We start from the raw sequence: 21,731 nt of genomic DNA, 5'->3' as shown, positions 1-21,731 counted from the left end.
CCTCGCGATCTTTTTTAATATTGGAATTCGAACATTAATGTTCATTTGCGAAAATGGTAGCTCATAAACGCGGGCACAGCCAGCTGACTTCGATTGAAAAAACTCATCGAAGGGCGGGAAAAGGAAAAATTGTGAACATTGAGCCGGATGCTGGCTCAAGAGAGTTGTAGCCTCTGGGCCGCCATCGCGGGCAAGCCCGTTCCTGTGGGAGCGGGCTTGCCCGCGATGGCGCAGGTCCAGGCGCCAACGAGCTCAGGGGGCGCTCAGACGACTTCCAGACGAATCTTGTTCTGGCTCAACAACTGCACCAGCGCCGGCACCGGCTGCTGATCAGTGACCAGGCAATCAATCAAGCTGATCGGCCCCAGGCGAATCATGGCATTGCGCCCGAATTTGCTGGAGTCCGCCGCGAGGATCACCTTGCGTGCGTTGGCAATGATTGCCTGGGAAACCCGCACTTCCTGGTAATCGAAGTCCAGCAGGCTGCCGTCCTCGTCGATACCGCTGATACCCACCAGGGCGAAGTCGACCTTGAACTGATTGATGAAGTCCACGCTGGCCTGGCCCACCACGCCGCCGTCACGGCGTACATTGCCGCCGGTCAGCAGCACGTCGAAGTCGTCCTTGGCGCTGAGCATCATGGCGACGTTGAGGTTATTGGTGATGATCTTCAGGTGGCTGTGGTTGAGCAGCGCCCGGGCAATGGATTCGGTGGTGGTACCGATATTGATGAACAGCGAGGCATGATCGGGGATCTGTGCGGCAATGGCTTCGCCGATACGCTGCTTTTCATCGCGCATCTGGTCGGCACGCATGGCGTACTCGGTGTTTTCGACACTGGAGTCATAGGCGGCGCCGCCGTGGTAGCGACGCAGCAGATTGGCGTCGGCCAGCTGATTGATATCGCGGCGGATGGTTTGCGGGGTAACAACGAACAACTGCGCCATTTCCTCGATACTGACGTAGCCGCGTTCGCGGACCAGTTCGAGGATTTGTTGCTGACGGGGAGGCAGATTCATTGGGCGTCCTGTGGGCTGCCATACAAAAGTGGCCCATGATGACGCAGGAATCCGCTCCCTGCCAGTTACAACCCGATGTGGGTCCTACGCTTGGCTTATTCAGCGCCTTCGTGGGGTTCCCAGTCACGGGTGCGGCTGACCGCTTTTTTCCAGCCGGCGTAGAGTTTTTCTTTGGCGGGCTCGTCCAGTTGTGGTTCGAACTCGCGTTCGATCACTGCCTTGCCACGCAGCTCATCCAGGCTGCCCCAGAAGCCACAGGCCAGGCCGGCCAGGTAGGCAGCGCCCAACGCCGTGGTCTCGCGCATTTGCGGGCGCTCGACCTGGGTGCCGAGGATGTCGGCCTGGAACTGCATCAGGAAGTTGTTGGCCACTGCGCCGCCGTCTACCCGCAGGGATTTGAGGCGTTCGCCGGAGTCCTGCTGCATGGCGTCGAGCACGTCGCGGGTCTGGTAGGCAATCGACTCCAGCGCTGCACGAATAATGTGATCGACACGTACGCCACGGGTCAGGCCGAACAGCGCGCCACGGGCGTAGGGGTCCCAGTACGGAGCGCCGAGACCGGTGAACGCCGGTACCAGGTACACGCCGTTGCTGTCTTTGACCTTGTTGGCGAAGTATTCGGTGTCGTGGGCGTCATTGATGATCTTCAACTCATCGCGCAGCCACTGCACGGTGGAACCACCGTTGAACACAGCGCCTTCGAGGGCGTAAGCCACTTCGCCACGTGGGCCGCAGGCGATGGTGGTGAGCATGCCGTGCTGGGATTTGACCGCTTTGTCGCCGGTGTTCATCAACAGGAAGCAACCGGTGCCGTAGGTGTTTTTCGCCTGGCCCGGCTCAACGCACATCTGGCCGAACAGGGCGGCTTGCTGGTCGCCGGCAATGCCGCCGATTGCAATCCCGCTTTTGGTGCGGCCATAGATTTCCGAGGAGGACTTCACTTCCGGCAGCATCTCGCGCGGGATGTCCAGGACCTCCAGCATCTTCGCATCCCACTCCAGGGTGTGGATGTTGAAGAGCATGGTGCGCGAAGCGTTGGTGTAGTCGGTGACGTGGGTCTTGCCGCCGGTAAATTTCCAGATCAGCCAGCTGTCGATGGTGCCGAACAGCAGCTCGCCGTTGCGCGCGCGTTCGCGGCTGCCTTCGACGTTGTCGAGGATCCACTTCAACTTGGTACCGGAGAAGTACGGGTCGGTGACCAGGCCGGTGGTGTCGCTGATGTATTGCTCATGGCCGTCGCGTTTGAGCTGCTGGCAGATTTCGGTGCTGCGCCGGCATTGCCAGACGATGGCGTTGTAGATCGGGCGGCCGGTGATCTTGTCCCAGACCACGGTGGTTTCACGCTGGTTGGTGATGCCGATGGCGGCGACCTGGTCGTGGTGCAGGCCGGCTTGTGCCAGGGCCTCGACCATCACGGCGCTCTGGGTGGCGAAGATTTCCATCGGGTCATGCTCGACCCAACCGGCTTGCGGGTAGTGCTGGACGAATTCACGCTGGGCGGTACACACCACGTTGGCGTCACGATCAAAGATGATCGCCCGGGAACTGGTGGTGCCCTGATCGAGGGCAATGATGTAGTTCTTATTCTGTGTGTCGGTCATGTCGATTGCCTTGGACGGAAAAAAGGAGTGGGTAAGTAGCCTGGGCCGCAAGGGGCAGAAGGGCTCAGGCTACCGCTTTCAAGAAGTTCGGGTGTTGCCGCTGGTGGCGGTTTCGGCTGCATCAGTTGTAGCAGCTGCGGCGTTGGGCAGATGGCGGGCAATCAACCCGCGATAGGCCGCAGCGCCGAGGCAGGCACCGACAATCGGTGCAATGATCGGAATCAGGACGTAAGGAATATCGCGCCCGCCGGTGAAAGCCATTTCACCCCAACCGGCGAAAAAGGTCATCAGCTTGGGGCCGAAATCCCGAGCCGGATTCATCGCAAACCCGGTCAGCGGGCCCATGGCGCTGCCGATCACGGCGATCAGCAAGCCGATCAACAGCGGGGCCAGGGGGCCGCGGGGCAAGCCGTTATTGTCGTCGGTCAGGGCCATGATCACGCCCATCAGGATCGCGGTGATGACCATTTCCACCAGGAACGCCTGGGCCGTATTCAGCAGGGCGTGCGGGTAGGTGGAGAACACCGAGGCCAGTTCCAGGCTGGCTGCGGAGCCACGAACCATCTGGTGAGTTTGTTCGTAATCGAAAAACAGGTTGCTGTAGAGCGTGTAGACCAGCGCGGCGGAGCAAAAGGCGCCGGCAACCTGGGCGATGATATAGAAGGGCAGTTTGCGCTTGTCGAAATCGGCAAAGATGCACAGCGCGATACTGACGGCTGGATTGAGATGAGCCCCGGAAATGCCGGCGCTCAGGTAGATCGCCATGCTCACGCCGATCCCCCAGATGATGCTGATTTCCCACAGGCCAAAGCTGGCACCCGCGACCTTGAGCGCAGCGACGCAACCGGTACCGAAGAAGATCAGCAACGCGGTGCCGAGGAACTCGGCCATGCATTGGCTGGAGAGTGAAGGCTGTTGAAGAGCAGTTGTCATTGAAAACCTCGATTTTTTTTCTTGTCTGGCGCTGTGCCACAACGGGCGATGCGCGATTTTCACCGTGGTCAGGATCCCCATCCTGCGCACGGCTTACTGCTCGGACACTGTGGATAGATTCTTACAGTATTCGGAAACGAAAAAATATAGACAAGAAACGCCGCTGTCAAAGGTCGAAAGTGAACGGTTGGTCATTTTCAAACTATTCGCGTGATGAATGATCTCGGCAACCCATCGGCGGGGCTGGCGGCAAGCGTGGCCAGGATCTGCGCGGATTCGTCGCACGACCCCCTGCACTAGAGCGTTTTGCCTGGGTTTGTCCTAGAATCGGCGGTCTGTTTTTCCACGTTTTCCCCAAGCCTGGAGCCTCCATGACACCTGCATTGGACTTGTTGAAAAAAGTTCGCGCCGAACATCGCATCCATAGTTATGAACATGACCCCAAGGCGGCATCCTATGGCCTGGAGGCCGCGGAAAAGTTGAGCCTCGACCCGGCGCAGGTGTTCAAGACGTTGCTTGCCAGCAGCGAAAAAGGTGAATTATTGGTGGCTGTGGTGCCGGTCGTCGGAAGTCTTGATTTGAAGGCCCTGGCTCACGCGGCGGGCGTAAAGAAAGTCGAGATGGCCGACCCGGCGGCGGCGCAGCGCTCGACCGGTTATTTGTTGGGCGGGATCAGCCCTTTGGGGCAGAAGAAGCGCTTGCGCACCTTCATTGATGTGAGCGCAGAGCCTTTTGCGACAATTTTTGTCAGCGCAGGCAGGAGAGGGTTGGAAGTGGAGTTGGCGGCGGCGGTGTTGGCCGAGCATACCCAGGGTAAATTTGCGCCGATTGGCCGGGCGTGATTTCAAGAACGGTGGAATCAGATGTGGGAGCCAGCCTCTATGGGAGCTGGCTTGCCTGCGATAGCCTCACCTCGCTGTAGCTGATAGCCCGAGGCGCCTGCATCGCGGGCAAGCCCGGCTCCCGCACAAGCCCGCTTCCACCTTTTTGACTCGGTTTGTTCAACTGGCGGTGCTGTAGCGCCGCACACCGGACTCCACCTGCGGGATCTGCGCCGCCGTGCTCCCCGAAGCCTGGAACAACACCAGATGCTCGGCCGCCACGCGGATCCCCACATGTACACCCACCTGATGATCGGCATGGCTGGGGAAAATCGACTCCAGCTGGGCGCCGGTCGGCAACTGCAGGCGGTACAGGGTCGAGGCACCCAGGAAGGTCTTGCCGACGATCAGCGCGTTCAGCGGGCTGTCCGGTGCGTACACGATGTCATCCGGGCGCAGCAACACATCCACCGCGCAGCCGGTTGGCCAGGTATAGGCACGATTGCCGCGCAGCTCGCCCAGTTCGGTAGTGACCGACTCCGGAGTGCTCAATTGGCCACGGATGAAATAACCCTGGCCAATAAAACTCGCGACGTAGGGCGTCAGCGGTTCGTGATAGAGGTTGTAGGGCGTATCCCACTGCTCCAGGCGGCCTTCCTTGAACACGCCGACATGGTCGCTCACCGCAAAGGCTTCTTCCTGGTCATGGGTCACCAGGATCGCACTGGTGCCACGGGCCTTGAGGATGTCGCGCACTTCATGGCTGAGCTTGCGCCGCAGTTCGCCGTCGAGGTTGGAGAACGGCTCGTCCAGCAACAGCAATTGCGGTTCCGGCGCCAGAGCACGGGCCAGGGCCACGCGCTGTTGTTGGCCACCGGACAGTTCGTGGGGGAAGCGCTTGCCCAGGTTCTTCAGGTTGACCAGCTCCAGCAGTTCGGCGACCACCCGCTCTTTGTGCGGGTGTTTGCGAATGCCGAAGCCGATATTGTCGGCCACGCTCAGATGTGGAAACAGCGCGTAGTCCTGGAACACCATTCCAATGCGACGCTTCTCCGGGGCCAGGGTAAAGCCGGCGCTGGAGATCACTTCGCCAGCCAGGTTGATCTCGCCTTCGTGCACCGGCTCAAACCCGGCAATCGCCCGTAGGGTGGTGGTCTTGCCACAGCCCGAGGAGCCCAGCAGGCAACCGATATCTCCAGCGTTGAGGTGCAGGTTGAGATTCTGCACCACCCGTTGGTCCTGATAGCCGCATGCCAGATTGCGCAGGTTCAGCAGAAGTGGCTGGCTCATGCGTGGTGATACGCCGGTGGGACCAGGAATTCCAGCAGGGCCTTCTGCGCATGCAGGCGGTTTTCTGCCTGGTCCCAGGCGACGGAGCGCGGGTCGTCCAACAGGTCGAGGCTGATTTCTTCGCCGCGATGGGCCGGCAGGCAGTGCATGAACAGCGCATCCGGGGCGGCGAGGTCGAGCAATTCACGGGTGACTTGATAAGGCGCGAACAGGGCCAGGCGCTTGGCGGTCTCGTCTTCCTGGCCCATGGAGGTCCAGACGTCGGTGCTCACCAGGTGCGCGCCGATCACCGCGTCTTTCGGGTCGCGCACGATTTGCACGCGGGCGTCGGCCTTGGCCAGGAACTCGCCGCTCGGCTCGTAGCCCTCGGGGCAGGCGATGCGCAGGTGGAAGTCGAACTGGATCGCCGCTTCTATATAGCTGTTGCACATATTGTTGCCATCGCCGATCCAGGCCACAGTCTTGCCCTGGATCGAGCCGCGATGTTCGAGGAACGTCTGCATATCGGCGAGCAACTGGCACGGATGCAGGTCGTCGGACAGCCCGTTGATCACCGGCACTCGCGAGTTGGCGGCAAATTCAGTCAGGGTGCTGTGGGCGAAGGTACGGATCATCACTGCATCGAGCATGCGTGACATGACGATGGCGCAATCGCTGATCGGCTCGCCACGGCCCAGTTGGGTATCCCGAGGCGACAGGAAAATGGCCTGGCCGCCGAGCTGGATCATGCCGGCTTCGAAGGACAGGCGGGTACGGGTGGACGACTTCTCGAAAATCATCCCGAGTACGCGGTTTTTCAGAGGCTCGAACAGTACGCCGCGATTACGCAGGTCTTTAAGCTCAATGCCTCGACGGATCACGCTGACCAGCTCTTCGGGCGTGCAATCCATCAGGGAGAGAAAGTGCCTTGCGCTCATCATTAACTACCTTTTTGCAACAGACCGCAGATACTCAAAGCCTTGTTTATTGTGACAACGGGCGAGACCTGCGGCGAAAGCCGCACGGGGCGACGAAATAGGGGAAGGCGCGATATTGACATTAAATGTCGCGTCTTACCAATAGGCTACGGTTTTTTAGGGGTGTTCAAAGGGGCGGGAATTGCACTTTTGAGGCCTGTTTACGGACAGCAGCGGGTCATTTGTACACTGGCGCTGCGACCTTTTGCAATGTGTGATGGCGGCTCCGGGCCAGGTTGCGTCGGTTTCTGGGGCGGTGTGGGCGGTTTCTGAAACATTTGCTCATGCTTGCCCATGGTCTGGCCTGATGCCCATTGATTCACGGGGCGAACGATGCTGGTGCCGCCGCTGGCCGCAGCCCATAGTCAGGCCAAAGCCCTAATAAAGAGACTGGCCATGACCAAGACTCTCCATCACCGTGCCTGCCACCTGTGCGAAGCCATTTGCGGCCTGACCCTGGAAACCACCACTTCGGATGATGGCAGCATTGCCATCACCTCGATCAAAGGGGACGCCCAGGATACCTTCAGCCGTGGCCATATCTGCCCCAAGGCCGTGGCCCTACAGGATATCCAGAACGATCCCGACCGCTTGCACCAGCCGATGTTGCGGGTGGGCAGCGAGTGGCAGCCGATCCCCTGGGACGAGGCCTTCGCCCTGGTGGCCGAACGGCTGGCGGGGATCCGGGCGCGGCATGGGCAGAATGCGGTGGCGGTGTATCAGGGCAATCCCAGTGTGCATAACTACGGCTTGATGACCCACAGTAATTACTTCCTCGGGCAGTTGAAGACGCGCAATCGCTTCTCCGCGACGTCGGTAGACCAACTGCCCCATCACCTCACCAGCCACCTGATGTACGGCCATGGCCTGTTGCTGCCCATCCCGGATATCGACCAGACCGACTTCATGTTGATTCTGGGCGGCAATCCACTGGCCTCCAATGGCAGCATCATGACCGTGCCGGACGTGGAGAAACGTCTGAAGGCCATTCAGGCACGGGGCGGCAAAGTGGTGGTGGTCGACCCCCGACGCAGTGAAACGGCGGCCATGGCCGACCAGCACCTGTTTGTGCGCCCCGGCGGGGATGCGGCGTTGCTGTTCGGGCTACTCAACACATTGTTTAGTGAGCACCTGACCCGCGACAGCCACTTGCCGGTGGACGGCCTGGAGGAGGTGCGCCGGGCCGTCGCAGGTTTTACCGCCGAGGCCATGAGCGCCCAGTGCGCGGTGCCGGCCGAGCAGATCCGCCAGTTGGCGCGGGATTTTGCGGCGGCAGACAAGGCGGTCTGCTATGGGCGGATGGGGGTATCGACCCAGGCGTTCGGTACCCTTTGCCACTGGCTGGTGCAGTTGATCAACCTGGTCACCGGTAATCTGGACCGGGTAGGGGGCGCCTTGTGCACCGAACCGGCGGTGGACCTGGTGGCCGCCACGTCTGGTGGGCACTTCAACCGTTGGCAGAGCCGGGTCTCCGGGCGTCCCGAATACAGCGGCGAGCTGCCGGTGTCGGCCCTGGCCGAAGAGATGCTCACCGAGGGCGAAGGACAAATCCGTGCGCTGGTGACAGTGGCCGGCAACCCGGTGTTGTCCACCCCCAACGGACGCCAATTGGAGCAGGCCCTGGACGGTCTGGAGTTCATGGTCAGCGTGGACCTGTATATCAACGAAACCACGCGCTATGCCGACCTGATCCTGCCATCGACCTCGGCCCTGGAAAACGATCACTACGACACCACCTTCAATATGTTTGCGGTGCGTAACGTCACGCGCTTCAACCGGGCGATCCTGCCCAAGCCCGAGGGCGCGTTGCACGACTGGGAGATTTTTGTCGGCCTGGCCCAGGCGTTTGCGGCCCGCACTGGCAACCCGCTCAAGCCAACCCTGGCGCCGGCGCAGATGATTGACCTGGGCCTGCGGGCCGGGGCCTATGGCGATGCCTCCTCGCACAAGCTATCGGTGGCGATGCTGGCCGAGCATCCCCATGGCCTGGACCTGGGACCGCTGAAGGCCAACCTGGCGGGACGCTTGAAAACCGCCAATGGTCGGGTGCAGGCGGCGCCAGCAGTGATCCTCGCGGACCTGGCGCGGTTTGCCGCATTGCCGTTGCCCAAGGTTGATGAGTTGCTGCTGATCGGCCGCCGGCACGTGCGCAGCAACAATTCGTGGATGCATAACTATCACCGGCTGGTGAAGGGCAAGCCGCGGCATCAGTTGCTGATGCACCCGGATGACCTCGCCAGTCGCCAACTGAGTGACGGCCAGCGCGTGCGGGTCAGTTCGCGGATCGGCATGATCGAGGTGCACGTACTGGCCAGCCTGGAGATGATGCCCGGCGTGGTCAGCCTGCCCCACGGCTGGGGTCATGACCGGCCGGGTGTGCAGATGAGTATTGCCAGCGCACAGCCGGGGGCGAGTGCCAACGACCTGACGGATGAGCGTCAGTTGGACGAACTGTCAGGTAACGCGGCGTTGAACGGCGTGCCGGTGCAGGTCGCGGCGGCGTGACGCAGTGAGTCTGTCGGGGAGCCCGAGCACCACGCTGGGATTTTGCGTTACAATGCGCCACCGTGCCGACCTGTGAGTCGCAAAGTTCCAGCCGAGGTGTTCCATGGATATCATCGAAACGATTAAAGAGCAGATTGCTAACAACACCATTCTGCTTTACATGAAGGGCGCACCGAATGCCCCGCAGTGCGGCTTCTCCGCGAAGGCCTCCCAGGCCGTCATGCAGTGTGGCGAAAAGTTCGCTTACGTCGATATCCTGCAAAACCCGGAAATCCGCGCCAATCTGCCGAAGTACGCCAACTGGCCTACTTTCCCACAACTGTGGGTGGCCGGTGAGCTGGTCGGCGGTAGCGACATCATCACCGAAATGGCGGCTGATGGTTCGTTGCAAGCGCTGATCAAGGACGCAGCTGAAAAAGCAGCGGCCAAGACCGAAGCGTAATTCGCGCGCAATAAAAAGCCCCGCTTCTCATTCGAGAGCGGGGCTTTTTTGTGCCTGTTGGCGCGGTTATTCACCCATCTGCGATTGCAGGTAGTTTTCCAGGGTCACTTTGTCGATCAGGCCGATCTGGGTTTCCAGCCAGTCGATATGCTCTTCCTGGTCTTCGAGGATATCTTCCAGCAGTTCGCGGCTGCCGAAGTCGCCCTTGGTCTCGCAATGTGCAATGGCGGCCTTGAGGTCGGCATGGCTCTTGCGCTCGAAGCCCACATCGCTGTTGAGCATTTCCAGGGTGTGCTCGCCGATGTTCAGCTTGCCCAGGTCCTGGACGTTCGGCAGACCTTCGAGGAACAGGATGCGCTTGATCAGCGCGTCTGCGTCCTTCATGGCCTTGATCGACTCTTTGTACTCACGCTTGCCGAGCTTTTCCAGGCCCCAATCGTCATACATGCGTGCATGCAGGAAATACTGATTGATCGCGACCAGTTCATTGGCAAGGATTTTGTTGAGTTGCTGGATGACTGAGATGTCGCCTTTCATGATTGGGGTCCTGCCCTGTATTCGTTGTATATAAGGCGGAGTTTGAGCTGCACAACTACTAGTGTCAAACCTAAGTTATTGAATAATAAATGAAAATTAATCGGAATAAGAATGTTTGTGTTCCGCGTCTTGGCGCTAACTATTTGAATTACAGGCATAAAAAAACCGGACGCTAAGTCCGGTTCTTTAAAACACGCCACTTCAGGCGTGTGTAAATTCTGCCGAGTAGGGGATCGCGGCCTGGGCTGTTTGCAGCGATGTCAGGGTTTCCCGTACCACTTGCTTGGCAAGGCAGGCACATTTGCCACATTGGCTGGCAACGCCGGTGGTTTCACGCACTTCCTTGTAGCTGCAGCAACCTTCATAGATCGCTTCGCGGATTTGTCCGTCGGTGACGCCAGTGCAGAGGCAGACATACATAAGGGAGAACCATCGCGGTTTAAGGCTTAAGTGCGATGGATCTTAATGTTAACGAGAATGATTGTCAAAGTGCTTTCTCAAACCTTTGCCCGCCGTGGGCCCCTCACTGACGAACGGCTTTTTTCAGGTATGATGGTCGGTCTTTACGAAGCGTGATCGCGTCACAGGCCTGTCGTCAATTCACGGCAGACTCAGGGGCGGTCCATTTACTTCAATTACCATCAGGAGATAACCAATGAGTGTACTCGTCGGCAAACAAGCCCCGGATTTCGACGTACCTGCCGTCCTCGGCAATGGCGAAATCGTTGACAGCTTCAAGCTGTCTGAAGCCATCAAAGGCAAATACGGCCTGGTGTTCTTCTACCCGCTGGACTTCACTTTCGTCTGCCCATCCGAGCTGATCGCCCTGGATCACCGCATGGACGACTTCAAGGCACGTAACGTTGAAGTGGTTGCCGTGTCCATCGACTCCCATTTCACCCACAACGCCTGGCGCAACACTGCCATCAATGATGGCGGCATCGGCAAAGTCAAATACACCATGGCTGCCGACATGAAGCACGACATCGCCAAGGCCTACGACGTTGAGTCCGAAGGCGGCGTGGCTTTCCGTGGCGCGTTCCTGATCGACGACAAGGGCGTTGTGCGCTCGCAGATCATCAACGACCTGCCGCTGGGCCGTAACATGGAAGAGCTGATCCGCCTGGTCGACGCTCTGCAATTCCACGAAGAGCACGGCGAAGTCTGCCCAGCCAACTGGAAAAAAGGCGACAAAGGCATGAACGCTTCGCCAGAAGGCGTTGCGGCTTACCTGACCGAGAACGCTGGCAAGCTGTAAGCCAGATTCGCGGTAAAAAAAACCGGCCTGAGAGGGCCGGTTTTTTTATGCGTGGGATTTAGCGACCTGATCAGTCGCTGAAATCTTCCCAGCCGCCCATCTGCTTCCAGCGGTTGACGATGCCGCAGAACAGATCGGCAGTCTTCTCGGTGTCGTAGCGAGCCGAGTGGGCTTCACGACCGTCGAAGTCGATACCGGCAGCCTGGCATGCCTTGGCCAGTACGGTCTGGCCATAAGCCAAGCCAGCCAGGGTCGCGGTGTCGAAGCTGGAGAACGGGTGGAACGGGTTGCGCTTCATGTCCAGGCGCGCCACGGCGGCGTTGAGGAAGCCCAGGTCGAAACTGCTGTTGTGGCCGACCAGGATCGCGCGTTTGCAGCCGTTGGCCTTCAGGGCCTTGCGAACGCCACGGAAGATGTCGGTCAATGCCGCTTCTTCGCTGACGGCCATGCGCAACGGATGGTCGAGCTTGATTCCGGTGAACTCCAGGGCCGCCGCTTCGATGTTGGCACCTTCAAAAGGCTCGACGCGGAAGAAATGGGTGTGTTCTGGATACACAAAGCCCTGTTCGTCCATGCCGATGGTAGTCGCGGCAATTTCCAGCAGCGCGTCGGTGGCGCAATTGAAACCGCCGGTTTCTACGTCGATAACGACAGGCAGATAGCCGCGAAAACGCTCGGCCATCGGGTGGCGCGAACCGCCGCCACTGTGTTCCTGTTCGTCGTCGTAATGGTCTTCACTCACGTGTGTTCCTCCAGCAGGCGCCAGCGCAGTGTTTCACCGGCGCGCAGCGGGATAACGGTCAGCTCGCCAAATGGCAGGCTGGTGGGGGCGGTCCAGTCTTCACGGACCAGGGTAATGCGGTCGGTATTCGCCGGCAGGCCGTAGAAGCGCGGGCCATTGAGGCTGGCGAAGGCCTCGAGTTTGTCCAGGGCGTTGCGTGCCTCGAAAGCCTCGGCGTACAGCTCGATCGCCGCATAGGCGGTGTAACAGCCGGCACAGCCGCAGGCAGCTTCCTTGGCGTGCTGGGCGTGGGGGGCCGAGTCGGTACCGAGGAAGAACTTCGCATTGCCACTGGTGGCGGCATCGAGCAGTGCCACCTGGTGGGTGTTGCGCTTGAGGATCGGCAGGCAATAGAAGTGCGGCCGGATTCCGCCCACCAGCATGTGGTTGCGGTTGTACAGCAGGTGATGCGCGGTGATGGTCGCGCCAACGTTGGCCGAAGCCTCGGTGACGAATTGCACGGCGTCGGCAGTGGTGATGTGCTCGAACACCACCTTGAGGGTCGGGAACAGCTCGACCACACGGCGCATGTGTTCGTCGATGAAGATCTTCTCGCGATCGAACACATCGACATCACCACGGGTGACTTCACCGTGGATCAGCAGCGGCATGCCCACTTCGGCCATGGCTTCGATGGCGGGCAGGATCTTGTCGATACTGGTCACGCCGGAGTCGGAGTTGGTCGTGGCGCCGGCCGGGTACAGCTTGGCGGCATGCACGTAACCGCTGGCCTTGGCCTCGCGGATTTCTGCGGGCTGGGTGCGGTCGGTCAGGTAGAGCACCATCAACGGTTCAAAGCGGCTGCCGGCCGGTCGTGCAGCGAGGATGCGCTGGCGATAGGCGTCGGCTTCTGCGGCATTGCGCACCGGAGGTACCAGGTTAGGCATGATGATGGCACGGCCAAACGTGCGCGCTACATCAGCCACGGTTTGGGGCAACGCAGCACCATCGCGAAGATGAATATGCCAGTCGTCGGGACGCAGCAGGGTCAGGCGGTCGGACATTGGGGATTCCAGGCGGGTCAATCTGGTGGGAATGCTACCGGAAAAGACTCTTGCAGGCACTCGCTATCAAGTTTTGCAGGGCGCGACCGATATCCCTGGGTATGCCTTAACGATGTATGACGCCTTGTTGTGTTGTAGAAACCAGTGGAGCCGCCCGTGCGCCAGCAATATCTAGCCCTGCTCAGCGTGTTCGCCAGCCTGCCTGCGATGGCCCTGACCTTCCAGACGCGCCTGGAAAATATCGAGTGGAAGGTGGAAGGCGACAAGTTCGAGTGCCGCTTGAGCCAGCCGATCGCCGATTTTGGTTCGGGTGAGTTCGTGCGCCGGGCCGGCGAGCAGGCGACATTTCGCTTGAAGGCCTACAACAGCGCGCTGGGCGTCGGCTCCGCAACACTCTTGGCGGCGGCGGCGCCGTGGCAGCCGGGGCGCGGTGATATCAACCTCGGTGCGGTGCGTGCGGGCAGCGGCGATGTGCTGTTCAACAGCTCCCAGGCCCAGGCCGGGCGCCTGTTCAATGGCTTGCTCGATGGCCGCAGCCCGACTGTGCGCCACTATTCCCGGGATGGCGGCTATTCGGAAATCCGCTTGCTGCCGGTGCGCTTCAACAAGGCCTACAGCGATTACCAGTTATGTACTGCGAAATTGCTGCCGATGAATTTCGAGCAGGTCAAACAGGCTGAAGTCGGCTTTCCGGGTGGCGGTATTGACCTCGACCCGGCGGCCAAGGCCAAGCTGTTGGTCATGCTTGAGTTCATCAAGGCCGACCCTACGGTCAACCATATCGAACTGGACGGCCATTCGGATAACAGCGGCAATCGCCTGACCAATCGCGACCTGTCCCGGCGTCGAGGCCTGGCGGTGATGGACTTCTTCAAGGCCAATGGCATTCCCGAATCGCAGATCGTCCTGCGCTTCCACGGCGAGCGCTACCCGCTGGTGCCCAATACCAACCCGGCCAACCGGGCGAAGAACCGACGGGTGAATATCCATCTCGACCGGGTGCCAGCCCCCGAGAAACCGGCACCCCAGGCCACCGCCCCGGCGAATGCGGCGGCGACCTCGTAGGCATCGGCCATTCGTCGCTCGCCCGACATAATCTGTCGCTTTATCTTCATTTGCTGTCGCGCCCCTGTAATTTCACGGTTTTGATCGGTAGAATCGACGCCTTTCCGTAAAACCCCGTGGAGTGATGGCATGGCCGACGTAAACAAGGTCGTTCTCGCGTATTCCGGCGGCCTGGACACTTCGGTGATCCTCAAGTGGCTGCAGGATACTTATAACTGTGAAGTGGTGACCTTTACCGCTGACCTGGGTCAGGGCGAAGAGGTCGAACCTGCACGAGCCAAGGCGCAAGCCATGGGCGTCAAAGAGATCTACATTGACGACCTGCGCGAAGAATTCGTCCGCGATTTCGTTTTCCCGATGTTCCGCGCCAACACCGTCTACGAAGGCGAGTACCTGCTGGGTACTTCCATCGCACGTCCGCTGATTGCCAAGCGCCTGATCGAAATCGCCAACGAAACCGGCGCTGACGCCATTTCCCATGGCGCCACCGGCAAAGGCAACGACCAGGTGCGTTTCGAACTGGGCGCCTATGCCCTGAAGCCTGGCGTGAAAGTGATTGCTCCTTGGCGTGAATGGGACCTGCTGTCCCGTGAAAAACTGATGGATTACGCTGAAAAGCACGCCATCCCGATCGAACGCCATGGCAAGAAGAAGTCCCCGTACTCGATGGACGCCAACCTCCTGCACATCTCCTATGAAGGCGGCGTGCTGGAAGACACCTGGACCGAGCACGAAGAAGACATGTGGAAATGGACCGTCTCCCCGGAGAACGCTCCTGACAAGCCGCAGTACCTGGAACTGACCTACCGCAACGGCGACATCGTCGCGCTGGACGGCGTCGAAATGACCCCGGCCACCGTACTGGCGACCCTCAACCGTATCGGTGGCGAGCACGGTATCGGCCGTCTGGACATCGTCGAAAACCGTTACGTGGGCATGAAGTCCCGTGGCTGCTACGAAACCCCGGGCGGCACCATCATGCTGCGCGCTCACCGCGCCATCGAGTCCATCACCCTGGACCGTGAAGTGGCTCACCTCAAAGACGAGCTGATGCCTAAATACGCCAGCCTGATCTACACCGGTTACTGGTGGAGCCCTGAGCGTCTGATGCTGCAGCAGATGATCGACGCCTCCCAGGTCCATGTGAACGGTGTGGTGCGCCTGAAGCTGTACAAGGGCAACGTGATCGTCACCGGCCGCAAGTCCGATGAGTCGCTGTTCGATGCCAATATCGCGACCTTTGAAGAAGATGGCGGTGCCTACAACCAGGCTGACGCTGCTGGCTTCATCAAGCTCAACGCACTGCGCATGCGCATTGCGGCCAACAAGGGCCGCAAGTTGTTCTGAAGTACCTGAAGCGTCATAAAGAGTGGCCCCTTGAAAAAGGGGCCATTTTTTTTGTCCGTCATTCAGGAGGTCCGGGTTTTGTTTATCAGTGTTTAATGTCTTGCCGATGTGTTTGGGGCGTTGCTGTTTATTAGTTTTGCTTTTGTTTTTTTGTGTCGGGAAGTTGATGCTTCAGGCATGCAGCCTTGTTTGTGTTTAAAATCATTCGGTTGTTTAGTAGGAAAGAGATGGAGTTCTATTTTATTTGTGGAAATATCTGTCAGATAATTCCAAGTGTTGTTAATGACTGTTGCACCGAGGGAACTTTTTTGCAGGGGCAATGGCCGCGTCGAGGCACGCAGGTCTGGCCCGTGCAAGGGGCATTTCCTGAAAATGGCGTGCGTCATGTTTACTTTTCTAGGGTAAACGGTGCTTTTTTTGCTCAAAATATGTTTGCCCACGGAAAGTTCTGAAAGGCTGAACAATAACCGACACATCCATAGAGGCGTTTTTTTGTAGGTCTATTCTCATAACTTTGTGGGTTGGGTCTCTGCTTGTCGTTACTTGGGGGGGAGTGCTATGCCAAGGAGGAAACGACTAGGCTATTGTGCTGGCTCTGAATAATTCGAACAGCGAAATTGGACTTGCCCATGAATAAAGTGCTGATCGTGGATGATCATCCCGTCATTCGCCTTGCTGTACGCATGCTAATGGAACGTCATGGTTATGAGGTCGTTGCAGAGACCGATAACGGAGTCGACGCGTTACAACTAGCGCGGGAGCATATGCCGGATATTGTCATCCTGGATATTGGAATTCCCAAACTTGACGGTTTGGAAGTTATTTGTCGCCTGTCTTCCACAAAGCAGGCGCAACCCTTCAAGGTGCTGGTGCTGACCTCCCAGGCACCCGGTCACTTCTCCATGCGCTGCATGCAGGCGGGGGCGGCGGGCTATGTGTGCAAGCAGCAGGACCTTACCGAGCTGCTGAGCGCAATCAAGGCCGTGCTGTCTGGCTACAGCTATTTCCCCAACCAGGCACTCAACTCGGTGCGGTCCACCCAGGGCAATACCAGCGAGGCGGATATGGTCGAACGGCTCTCAGGCCGGGAGATGATGGTGCTACAGCAGTTGGCCCAGGGAAAAACCAACAAAGAAATCGCCGACGGCATGTTCCTCAGCAACAAGACGGTGAGTACCTACAAGACGCGTCTGCTGCTCAAGCTCAATGCCCGGTCCCTGGTGGACCTGATCGAGCTCGCTCAGCGCAACGGCCTGGTTTAAGAAGCAGGGAGCAACAGGCAGGAAAAGCCTCCATCGCGGAGGCTTCTGTGTGATCGTTTGGCTAGAGATCGAAATCGTAATCGGCCAACTGTTTTTGCAGGCGTCGCTCTTCCAGAAGATTGTCGATGGTGCGGCGTTTGCTCAAATTGGTCTTGGCCACTTCTACGGGCGCCTCGGCTACTTCGTCAGTGTCCGTTGCCACAAAGTCATCTTCTACATCCAGTTGTTCTTTGCCAGTGCTCATAAGGTTAACTCCAGGCTAAGACTGCCGTTGGCGCTCCTTATATCGGCAATTGCGCACCGGGTAAAAAAGATTTTTTCAATCGACTCATCAATAAAAGCAATGACGGCTCAATCGTCAGACGTCTTTTCCTTGTATTCACACAGATCCTCGATGCGACAGCTGCCACAACGCGGCTTGCGGGCCTGGCACACATAACGGCCGTGCAGAATCAACCAGTGGTGGGAGTCGAGCAGGTAAGGCTTTGGCACAAATTTCATCAGTTTTTTCTCCACCTCCACCACATTCTTGCCCGGTGCGATCCCTGTGCGGTTACTCACGCGGAAAATATGTGTGTCCACCGCCATGGTCAATTGGCGAAACGCTGTATTGAGCACCACATTGGCCGTCTTGCGACCCACGCCGGGCAAAGCTTCAAGTGCTTCCCGGGTTTGTGGCACTTCGCCGCCATGCAACTCGACCAGCAGTCGGCAGGTTTCTATGACGTTTTTTGCCTTGCTGTTATACAGGCCAATGGTCTTGATGTACTGCGACAGCCCCTCCACCCCCAGGGCATGGATCGCCGCTGGAGTATTGGCCACCGGAAACAGCTTGGCCGTGGCCTTGTTGACGCCCACATCCGTCGATTGCGCAGACAGGATCACCGCAATCAGCAGCTCGAACGGCGACGAGTAGGCCAGCTCGGTCTTGGGTTCTGGGTTGTCCTCGTGAAACCGACGAAAGATCTCCAGGCGTTTTGCGGCATTCATGGGGCGAGCGGTTCCTTCAGTGTGATTTGCGGCGTTGGGTCCAGGCTTGCCACCCGGCAAGCCACAACCCGAGCAGGATAAACCCTGTGGGGGCGAGGGTGGCGATGCTGCTGCCGAGTAACAAGCGCGAGAGGGTGATTGCAACCAATAGCCCGGTAGCAACGGTGAATAGCTGAAGCTGCGCCCTGCGCTGGTTGGCGGCGAACAGGCCGGCATGTTCAAGCAATACGCATTGCACGCCAATTAACCCCAGGTACGCTCCCAGGGCCATAGACGGGCCAAAGGCCAGGGCCTGGGCCACCAAGTGTGCGCAACTGACCCAGGTGGTGGCCAGCAACACATTGGCAATCAGCCGCCAATTGCCACTGAGGCGATTACGCACCCAGGCGCAGCTCCAGCCATGCAGCGTCACGATCAGCACACACAGCGCCCAGAAGGCAGCGGCGCCGGCCGGGGTGGCGCTGACACCCAGCAGCGCAGGCAGCAGCAACAGGCTGCCAAGGGCGAATGGTTTAGTCATGGCTGGCAGTCTCCAGCAGCGCCTGACGATGTTCGTCAAAATACCGCAAGGCATCATGGGTTGCGTTAATCACCGCGCGGGAGGTGATGGTCGCGCCCGCCATGTGGTCGAACTGGCCGCCGTCTTTCTTCAGCGCCCATATCTGCGGACTTTCCCGCGACAACCCTTTGAACGAGGCAAGCCAGGGATTGCCGGGCCCGCCAATAGGTCCGCCCAATGTGGGGGTTTCTGCGTGGGCCAGGGTCTTTACCCCGAGCAGCTTGGCGTTGTGGTCGATGGCAATCAGCAATTGGATACGTCCACCGTAACCATCGACCTGCGCGCGCAGCACGACGGCGCTGGGTTTACCGGCCAGGGTCGCGAGGTAACCACCCAGCAGTTGACTGTTATCCAGCATTCCCGAGGCGATACCCAGCGGGCGCTCCAGGGGGTGATTGTCATAACTGCCAGCGGGCAGTACATCCAGCAACGCCCGACTTTGCATTTCACGCTGCTGCGCGGCAATGGGCTTGCTCGTCAGCTGTTGCAGGCCAACGGTCAGGCCCACCGCGCCGACGGCGATCATCAGCACGATCAAGGCTTGCCAGGTGCGCGTCATGCCTTCACCGCCTGCGGCCGTGCCCAGCGCTCCAGTGTCGGCACTGCCAGGTTCATCATCAGTACGGCGAACGCCACGCCATCCGGGTAGCTGCCCCAGGTGCGGATCAGGTAGGTCAGCAGCCCCACGCCCACCCCAAACAGCAAGCGTGCCCGCGCACTTTTTGCGCCCGACACCGGTTCGGTGATGATAAAGAAGGCCCCGAGCATGGTGGCCCCGGTCAGCAGGTGAAACAGCGGCGAGCCATTGGAGTCCGAGCCCGAGCCGTTCCAGCCCAGCAGGCTGATGACAAACAGGCTGGCGAGCATGCCCACCGGCGCATGCCAACTGAATACCCGTTGCTGCAGTAAAAAGACGCCGCCGGCGAGAAACGCCAGGTTTACCCACTCGCTGCCGGTGCCGCCGATCTGGCCGAACGCCGGGTTGCTGGCAAACAGTTCATCAATGGTCAGGCTGTTATTGATGCGTAACGTATCCAGCGCCGTGGCCCGGGCCCAGGCATCGGCGGTCTCGCCGTGCAGGCCGAACACCTGTTGCAGGCCGGCCAGCAGGTCCAGGCCGTGGGACGCCGGCCAATGGGTCATTGGCTGGGGAAAGGCCAGCAGCATCAGCGCATAACCGAGCATGGCCGGGTTGAAGGGGTTCTGCTTGCCGCCATACAGGTGTTTGCCCAGCAGCAATCCACTGCTCACAGCGCCCACGCATAGCCACCACGGGCAGTAAGGTGGCAGCGCCAGGGCCAGCAGGACCGCGCTGACCAGGCCACTGAGGTCGCCACCGCCCTGGCCGCGCAACCGGCGCACCCCGGCTTCGATGGCCCAGGCACAGGTACCGGCCAGCAACAGATTGATCAACACGCCCCAGCCATACAGCCAGAACAGCACCAGCACGCCGGGCGTTACCGCCATCAACAGGCGCTGCATGGCCTGTTGCTGGCGCTCAACAACGTCAGGCCCCGACATGTTCATCCACCAACCGCTGAGCGTCAGCCAGGCGTTGTCTGGCGTCCATTAACGCGTTGGTACTGCTGGCGGGCTGGCGTTCGAGTTTGTTCAGGTCGGCGCGGGCATAGGCCAGGGCGGTCTTCAATTGGCGCAGTTGGCTGTCGATGGGCCGTTTCTCGATACGTTGCAAATCAGGCCTGGGCTGCTCGGAGGCTTCTTCGGCCGCATGCAAGGCTTGTTCAGCGTCGGCCAGGGCTGCGCCCAGGGCGGCCAGTTGTTCGGCATCGGCAAGCGCGTCCTGGGCTTTTTTCAGCTCGGCGCGACGCATGGCCAACTGGATTTTGGCGCGTTTGAGCGCTGGATCTTTATTGGCCTGGGGGATCACAACAGCGGGGGCGTTGGTTTCAAGGGCGGCCAATGCCTGTTCGGCGGATTCAAATTGCTGTTGCAGGATGATCAACTGCGACTGTTGCTCAAAGGTCGGCGGATGGCCGAAGGCTTTCAGGGATTTATGCAGTTGCGCCCGGCTCATCGCCAGGTTGATCTTGGCCTTTTTTAGCGCGGCGTCGATGTCGGCGTCTTTTTGCGCGCGCACGCGCTCGATGGCAGCCTGCAGCGGGTCGCCGTTGCTCTCTGCGCTGGGGGCCGGGCGTTTACTGCGGGCCAGGCGTTCTGCCAGCTTGTGCTCTTCCTCGCGTTGCAGCCTGGCGTTGCGTTGCTCGAAGCGGCGGCGGGCGCGCTCACGCTTGGCCCTGCGCTCTTGGCGCTCCTCGGCGGTGCTGGCATAGCCCGCGACAATTGGCAGCACCGTGGCCAGCGGCAAGGGCAGCATGTCGATGCAGTCCACCGGACAGGGCGCGACACACAAGTCGCAACCGGTGCATTCATCCACGATCACGGTGTGCATCAACTTGGCCGCGCCGACAATCGCATCCACCGGGCAAGCCTGGATGCACTTGGTGCAACCGATGCACTCGGCCTCACGGATAAAGGCAATCTGCGCGGGGGCTTCACCACGGGTGCTGTCCAGCTCCAGGGGCGCCAGGTTCAACAGCTGCGCCAGCTCGGCGATGGTTTCCGTGCCGCCTGGCGGGCACTTGTTGATAGCCTCACCCCGGGCGATGCCTTCGGCGTAGGGGCTGCAACCAGGGTGCCCGCATTTGCCGCATTGGGTCTGGGGCAGCAGGGCGTCGATACGTTGAATCAGGCTCATGGTTTGATCATTGCGTTTAAGCCCAGCAACGCCACGGCCATCAGCCCGGCACTGAACAGGTCCACGGGCAGGCCTTTGAAGGGCTGGGGGATATCGTTGTGGTCTATGCGCTGGCGCAAATCGTTGAACAGGCTGAGGGTCAGCCAGAATGCCGGGCCGATCCCCAGGCTATAGATCAGTTGGGTGGTATTGCCAGGGCCCAGGAATACCACGCTGAGCACACCGGCGTTCGCCAGCAGCGGCAGCCACAACCCGTCGAAGGGCAGTGCGGGCACGCGGCGGGAAAGTACCGTCAGCAATGGCTGGCTCAACAAGATCGCCACCGGCACATAAGCAAACAGCCATACAGCGTCCAGCGCCAAGGGTTGCAACACAAAGTGAACAACCAGGTAGCTGAAAGCGCCGCTGAGGGCGACCAAGAGTGTGGTCGCCAACCCTAGGGCGTGCACCAGCCGTCGTTCCAAAGGCGGATCCCCAGGCAGCGCAACACGCAGCAGGTATTGGCTGATCAGGGCAGCGCAGAGAAGGGCGACAAGCAGTTCGGTCATGGTCGAGCCGGTTAAGCAAACAGGGCCTGATTATCCGGCAAGCAGGGAGAGGGTACTAGCGCAAACCGCCCTGTCGCGGCCAATCACCGCGACAGGG

At 59.8% G+C, this 21,731-nt stretch carries 23 protein-coding genes; 7 read left to right on the top strand and 16 right to left on the bottom strand.

The features are described from left to right. Window positions 1-263: 263 nt before the first annotated feature. The 3 genes from PSH73_RS20650 to PSH73_RS20640 all read right to left on the bottom strand — a co-directional run bounded on the left by PSH73_RS20650 (window position 264) and on the right by PSH73_RS20640 (window position 3,553). Complete coding sequence (locus PSH73_RS20650) at window positions 264-1,019, bottom strand: DeoR/GlpR family transcriptional regulator (RefSeq protein WP_057438366.1); 756 nt, start codon at window positions 1,017-1,019, stop codon at window positions 264-266. A 95-nt stretch (window positions 1,020-1,114) separates the two neighbouring features. Continuing rightward, on the bottom strand, window positions 1,115-2,620 hold the full coding sequence (glpK, locus tag PSH73_RS20645; protein ID WP_029295173.1) for a glycerol kinase GlpK: 1,506 nt from the start codon (window positions 2,618-2,620) through the stop codon (window positions 1,115-1,117). Window positions 2,621-2,698: 78 nt separating this feature from the next. Beyond that, on the bottom strand, window positions 2,699-3,553 hold the full coding sequence (locus PSH73_RS20640) for an MIP/aquaporin family protein (protein ID WP_057958602.1): 855 nt from the start codon (window positions 3,551-3,553) through the stop codon (window positions 2,699-2,701). 371 nt (window positions 3,554-3,924) lie between these two features. Here PSH73_RS20640 and ybaK point away from each other — a divergent pair, with 371 nt between their 5' ends. Then, window positions 3,925-4,395 carry a Cys-tRNA(Pro) deacylase gene (gene ybaK, locus PSH73_RS20635; RefSeq protein ID WP_057438370.1) on the top strand — a complete coding sequence of 157 codons (471 nt, stop codon included), beginning with the start codon at window positions 3,925-3,927 and terminating at the stop codon, window positions 4,393-4,395. Window positions 4,396-4,554: 159 nt separating this feature from the next. Here ybaK and PSH73_RS20630 read toward each other — a convergent pair whose 3' ends face one another. Beyond that, a complete protein-coding gene (locus PSH73_RS20630; protein WP_115128902.1) occupies window positions 4,555-5,664 on the bottom strand; it encodes an ABC transporter ATP-binding protein in 1,110 nt (369 codons plus the stop codon). Then, window positions 5,661-6,581, bottom strand: a complete 921-nt coding sequence (gene argF / locus PSH73_RS20625; protein WP_057958604.1) for an ornithine carbamoyltransferase — start codon at window positions 6,579-6,581, stop codon at window positions 5,661-5,663. Before argF ends, PSH73_RS20630 begins: the two co-directional genes overlap by 4 nt. Window positions 6,582-7,016: 435 nt before the next feature. Between argF and PSH73_RS20620 the strand changes: the two genes are divergently transcribed. Continuing rightward, a complete protein-coding gene (locus PSH73_RS20620; RefSeq protein ID WP_305461276.1) occupies window positions 7,017-9,125 on the top strand; it encodes a molybdopterin oxidoreductase family protein in 2,109 nt (702 codons plus the stop codon). Window positions 9,126-9,228: 103 nt separating this feature from the next. Beyond that, entirely contained in the window at window positions 9,229-9,567 is a 339-nt protein-coding gene (gene grxD / locus PSH73_RS20615; protein WP_032858447.1) for a Grx4 family monothiol glutaredoxin, read from the top strand. 66 nt (window positions 9,568-9,633) lie between these two features. On the opposite strand, the gene bfr is transcribed toward grxD, so the two are convergent. Continuing rightward, complete coding sequence (gene bfr / locus PSH73_RS20610) at window positions 9,634-10,104, bottom strand: bacterioferritin (RefSeq protein WP_057439332.1); 471 nt, start codon at window positions 10,102-10,104, stop codon at window positions 9,634-9,636. 201 nt (window positions 10,105-10,305) lie between these two features. After that, window positions 10,306-10,524: a bacterioferritin-associated ferredoxin gene (locus PSH73_RS20605; protein ID WP_057958606.1), complete on the bottom strand. Its 219-nt coding sequence runs from the start codon at window positions 10,522-10,524 to the stop codon at window positions 10,306-10,308. 235 nt (window positions 10,525-10,759) lie between these two features. On the opposite strand from PSH73_RS20605, the gene PSH73_RS20600 reads away from it, so the two are divergent. Continuing rightward, on the top strand, window positions 10,760-11,362 hold the full coding sequence (locus PSH73_RS20600; RefSeq protein ID WP_003172097.1) for a peroxiredoxin: 603 nt from the start codon (window positions 10,760-10,762) through the stop codon (window positions 11,360-11,362). Between the two features lie 70 nt (window positions 11,363-11,432). Here the strand turns inward: PSH73_RS20600 and rnt are convergent, their stop codons facing one another. Both rnt and pyrC read right to left on the bottom strand, forming a co-directional pair. After that, on the bottom strand, window positions 11,433-12,104 hold the full coding sequence (gene rnt / locus PSH73_RS20595) for a ribonuclease T (protein ID WP_057958607.1): 672 nt from the start codon (window positions 12,102-12,104) through the stop codon (window positions 11,433-11,435). After that, on the bottom strand, window positions 12,101-13,147 hold the full coding sequence (gene pyrC, locus PSH73_RS20590; protein WP_169959702.1) for a dihydroorotase: 1,047 nt from the start codon (window positions 13,145-13,147) through the stop codon (window positions 12,101-12,103). Before pyrC ends, rnt begins: the two co-directional genes overlap by 4 nt. A 156-nt stretch (window positions 13,148-13,303) precedes the next feature. Between pyrC and PSH73_RS20585 the strand changes: the two genes are divergently transcribed. The 3 genes from PSH73_RS20585 (at window position 13,304) to PSH73_RS20575 (ending at window position 16,821) form a co-directional block, all read left to right on the top strand. Next, complete coding sequence (locus PSH73_RS20585) at window positions 13,304-14,212, top strand: OmpA family protein (protein WP_057439335.1); 909 nt, start codon at window positions 13,304-13,306, stop codon at window positions 14,210-14,212. Between the two features lie 129 nt (window positions 14,213-14,341). After that, entirely contained in the window at window positions 14,342-15,559 is a 1,218-nt protein-coding gene (locus PSH73_RS20580) for an argininosuccinate synthase (RefSeq protein WP_029295244.1), read from the top strand. 629 nt (window positions 15,560-16,188) lie between these two features. Next, complete coding sequence (locus PSH73_RS20575) at window positions 16,189-16,821, top strand: response regulator transcription factor (RefSeq protein WP_032858436.1); 633 nt, start codon at window positions 16,189-16,191, stop codon at window positions 16,819-16,821. 61 nt (window positions 16,822-16,882) lie between these two features. Here the strand turns inward: PSH73_RS20575 and PSH73_RS20570 are convergent, their stop codons facing one another. From PSH73_RS20570 to PSH73_RS20540, 7 genes are all read right to left on the bottom strand, one after another. Next, the gene (locus PSH73_RS20570; RefSeq protein ID WP_057439336.1) at window positions 16,883-17,065 is read right to left on the bottom strand and encodes a PA3496 family putative envelope integrity protein; all 183 of its coding nucleotides are present in this window, start codon (window positions 17,063-17,065) and stop codon (window positions 16,883-16,885) included. A 107-nt stretch (window positions 17,066-17,172) separates the two neighbouring features. Further along, entirely contained in the window at window positions 17,173-17,811 is a 639-nt protein-coding gene (gene nth / locus PSH73_RS20565) for an endonuclease III (protein WP_115128897.1), read from the bottom strand. Window positions 17,812-17,827: 16 nt separating this feature from the next. Then, the gene (locus tag PSH73_RS20560) at window positions 17,828-18,331 is read right to left on the bottom strand and encodes an Rnf-Nqr domain containing protein (RefSeq protein ID WP_128593204.1); all 504 of its coding nucleotides are present in this window, start codon (window positions 18,329-18,331) and stop codon (window positions 17,828-17,830) included. Then, complete coding sequence (locus PSH73_RS20555) at window positions 18,324-18,929, bottom strand: RnfABCDGE type electron transport complex subunit G (protein ID WP_305461273.1); 606 nt, start codon at window positions 18,927-18,929, stop codon at window positions 18,324-18,326. The genes PSH73_RS20560 and PSH73_RS20555 overlap by 8 nt, the downstream gene beginning before the upstream one ends. Then, window positions 18,926-19,891, bottom strand: a complete 966-nt coding sequence (locus tag PSH73_RS20550; protein WP_370694591.1) for an RnfABCDGE type electron transport complex subunit D — start codon at window positions 19,889-19,891, stop codon at window positions 18,926-18,928. Before PSH73_RS20550 ends, PSH73_RS20555 begins: the two co-directional genes overlap by 4 nt. Continuing rightward, entirely contained in the window at window positions 19,878-21,086 is a 1,209-nt protein-coding gene (gene rsxB / locus PSH73_RS20545; protein ID WP_305461270.1) for an electron transport complex subunit RsxB, read from the bottom strand. Before rsxB ends, PSH73_RS20550 begins: the two co-directional genes overlap by 14 nt. After that, entirely contained in the window at window positions 21,083-21,634 is a 552-nt protein-coding gene (locus PSH73_RS20540) for an Rnf-Nqr domain containing protein (RefSeq protein WP_305461268.1), read from the bottom strand. The genes rsxB and PSH73_RS20540 overlap by 4 nt, the downstream gene beginning before the upstream one ends. Between the last annotated feature and the right edge of the window lie 97 nt (window positions 21,635-21,731).

Origin of the sequence: Pseudomonas sp. FP2294 (genome assembly GCF_030687625.1) — a bacterium.
Taxonomy (GTDB): Bacteria; Pseudomonadota; Gammaproteobacteria; order Pseudomonadales; family Pseudomonadaceae; genus Aquipseudomonas; species Aquipseudomonas shahriarae.
Note: the sequence above shows the minus strand (reverse complement) of the source record. Positions and strands in the feature narration are given on the sequence as shown.

Coding starts and splice junctions, on each gene's coding strand:
- PSH73_RS20570 (WP_057439336.1), bottom strand. CDS start 17,065: ATGAGCACTGGCAAAGAACAACTGGATGTAGAAGATGACTTTGTGGCA.
- argF (WP_057958604.1), bottom strand. CDS start 6,581: ATGAGCGCAAGGCACTTTCTCTCCCTGATGGATTGCACGCCCGAAGAG.
- ybaK (WP_057438370.1), top strand. CDS start 3,925: ATGACACCTGCATTGGACTTGTTGAAAAAAGTTCGCGCCGAACATCGC.
- PSH73_RS20560 (WP_128593204.1), bottom strand. CDS start 18,331: ATGACTAAACCATTCGCCCTTGGCAGCCTGTTGCTGCTGCCTGCGCTG.
- PSH73_RS20620 (WP_305461276.1), top strand. CDS start 7,017: ATGACCAAGACTCTCCATCACCGTGCCTGCCACCTGTGCGAAGCCATT.
- PSH73_RS20640 (WP_057958602.1), bottom strand. CDS start 3,553: ATGACAACTGCTCTTCAACAGCCTTCACTCTCCAGCCAATGCATGGCC.
- pyrC (WP_169959702.1), bottom strand. CDS start 13,147: ATGTCCGACCGCCTGACCCTGCTGCGTCCCGACGACTGGCATATTCAT.
- PSH73_RS20605 (WP_057958606.1), bottom strand. CDS start 10,524: ATGTATGTCTGCCTCTGCACTGGCGTCACCGACGGACAAATCCGCGAA.
- glpK (WP_029295173.1), bottom strand. CDS start 2,620: ATGACCGACACACAGAATAAGAACTACATCATTGCCCTCGATCAGGGC.
- rsxB (WP_305461270.1), bottom strand. CDS start 21,086: ATGAGCCTGATTCAACGTATCGACGCCCTGCTGCCCCAGACCCAATGC.
- PSH73_RS20575 (WP_032858436.1), top strand. CDS start 16,189: ATGAATAAAGTGCTGATCGTGGATGATCATCCCGTCATTCGCCTTGCT.
- PSH73_RS20555 (WP_305461273.1), bottom strand. CDS start 18,929: ATGACGCGCACCTGGCAAGCCTTGATCGTGCTGATGATCGCCGTCGGC.
- PSH73_RS20650 (WP_057438366.1), bottom strand. CDS start 1,019: ATGAATCTGCCTCCCCGTCAGCAACAAATCCTCGAACTGGTCCGCGAA.
- PSH73_RS20540 (WP_305461268.1), bottom strand. CDS start 21,634: ATGACCGAACTGCTTGTCGCCCTTCTCTGCGCTGCCCTGATCAGCCAA.
- PSH73_RS20550 (WP_370694591.1), bottom strand. CDS start 19,891: ATGTCGGGGCCTGACGTTGTTGAGCGCCAGCAACAGGCCATGCAGCGC.
- bfr (WP_057439332.1), bottom strand. CDS start 10,104: ATGAAAGGCGACATCTCAGTCATCCAGCAACTCAACAAAATCCTTGCC.
- PSH73_RS20580 (WP_029295244.1), top strand. CDS start 14,342: ATGGCCGACGTAAACAAGGTCGTTCTCGCGTATTCCGGCGGCCTGGAC.
- PSH73_RS20600 (WP_003172097.1), top strand. CDS start 10,760: ATGAGTGTACTCGTCGGCAAACAAGCCCCGGATTTCGACGTACCTGCC.
- PSH73_RS20630 (WP_115128902.1), bottom strand. CDS start 5,664: ATGAGCCAGCCACTTCTGCTGAACCTGCGCAATCTGGCATGCGGCTAT.
- nth (WP_115128897.1), bottom strand. CDS start 17,811: ATGAATGCCGCAAAACGCCTGGAGATCTTTCGTCGGTTTCACGAGGAC.
- grxD (WP_032858447.1), top strand. CDS start 9,229: ATGGATATCATCGAAACGATTAAAGAGCAGATTGCTAACAACACCATT.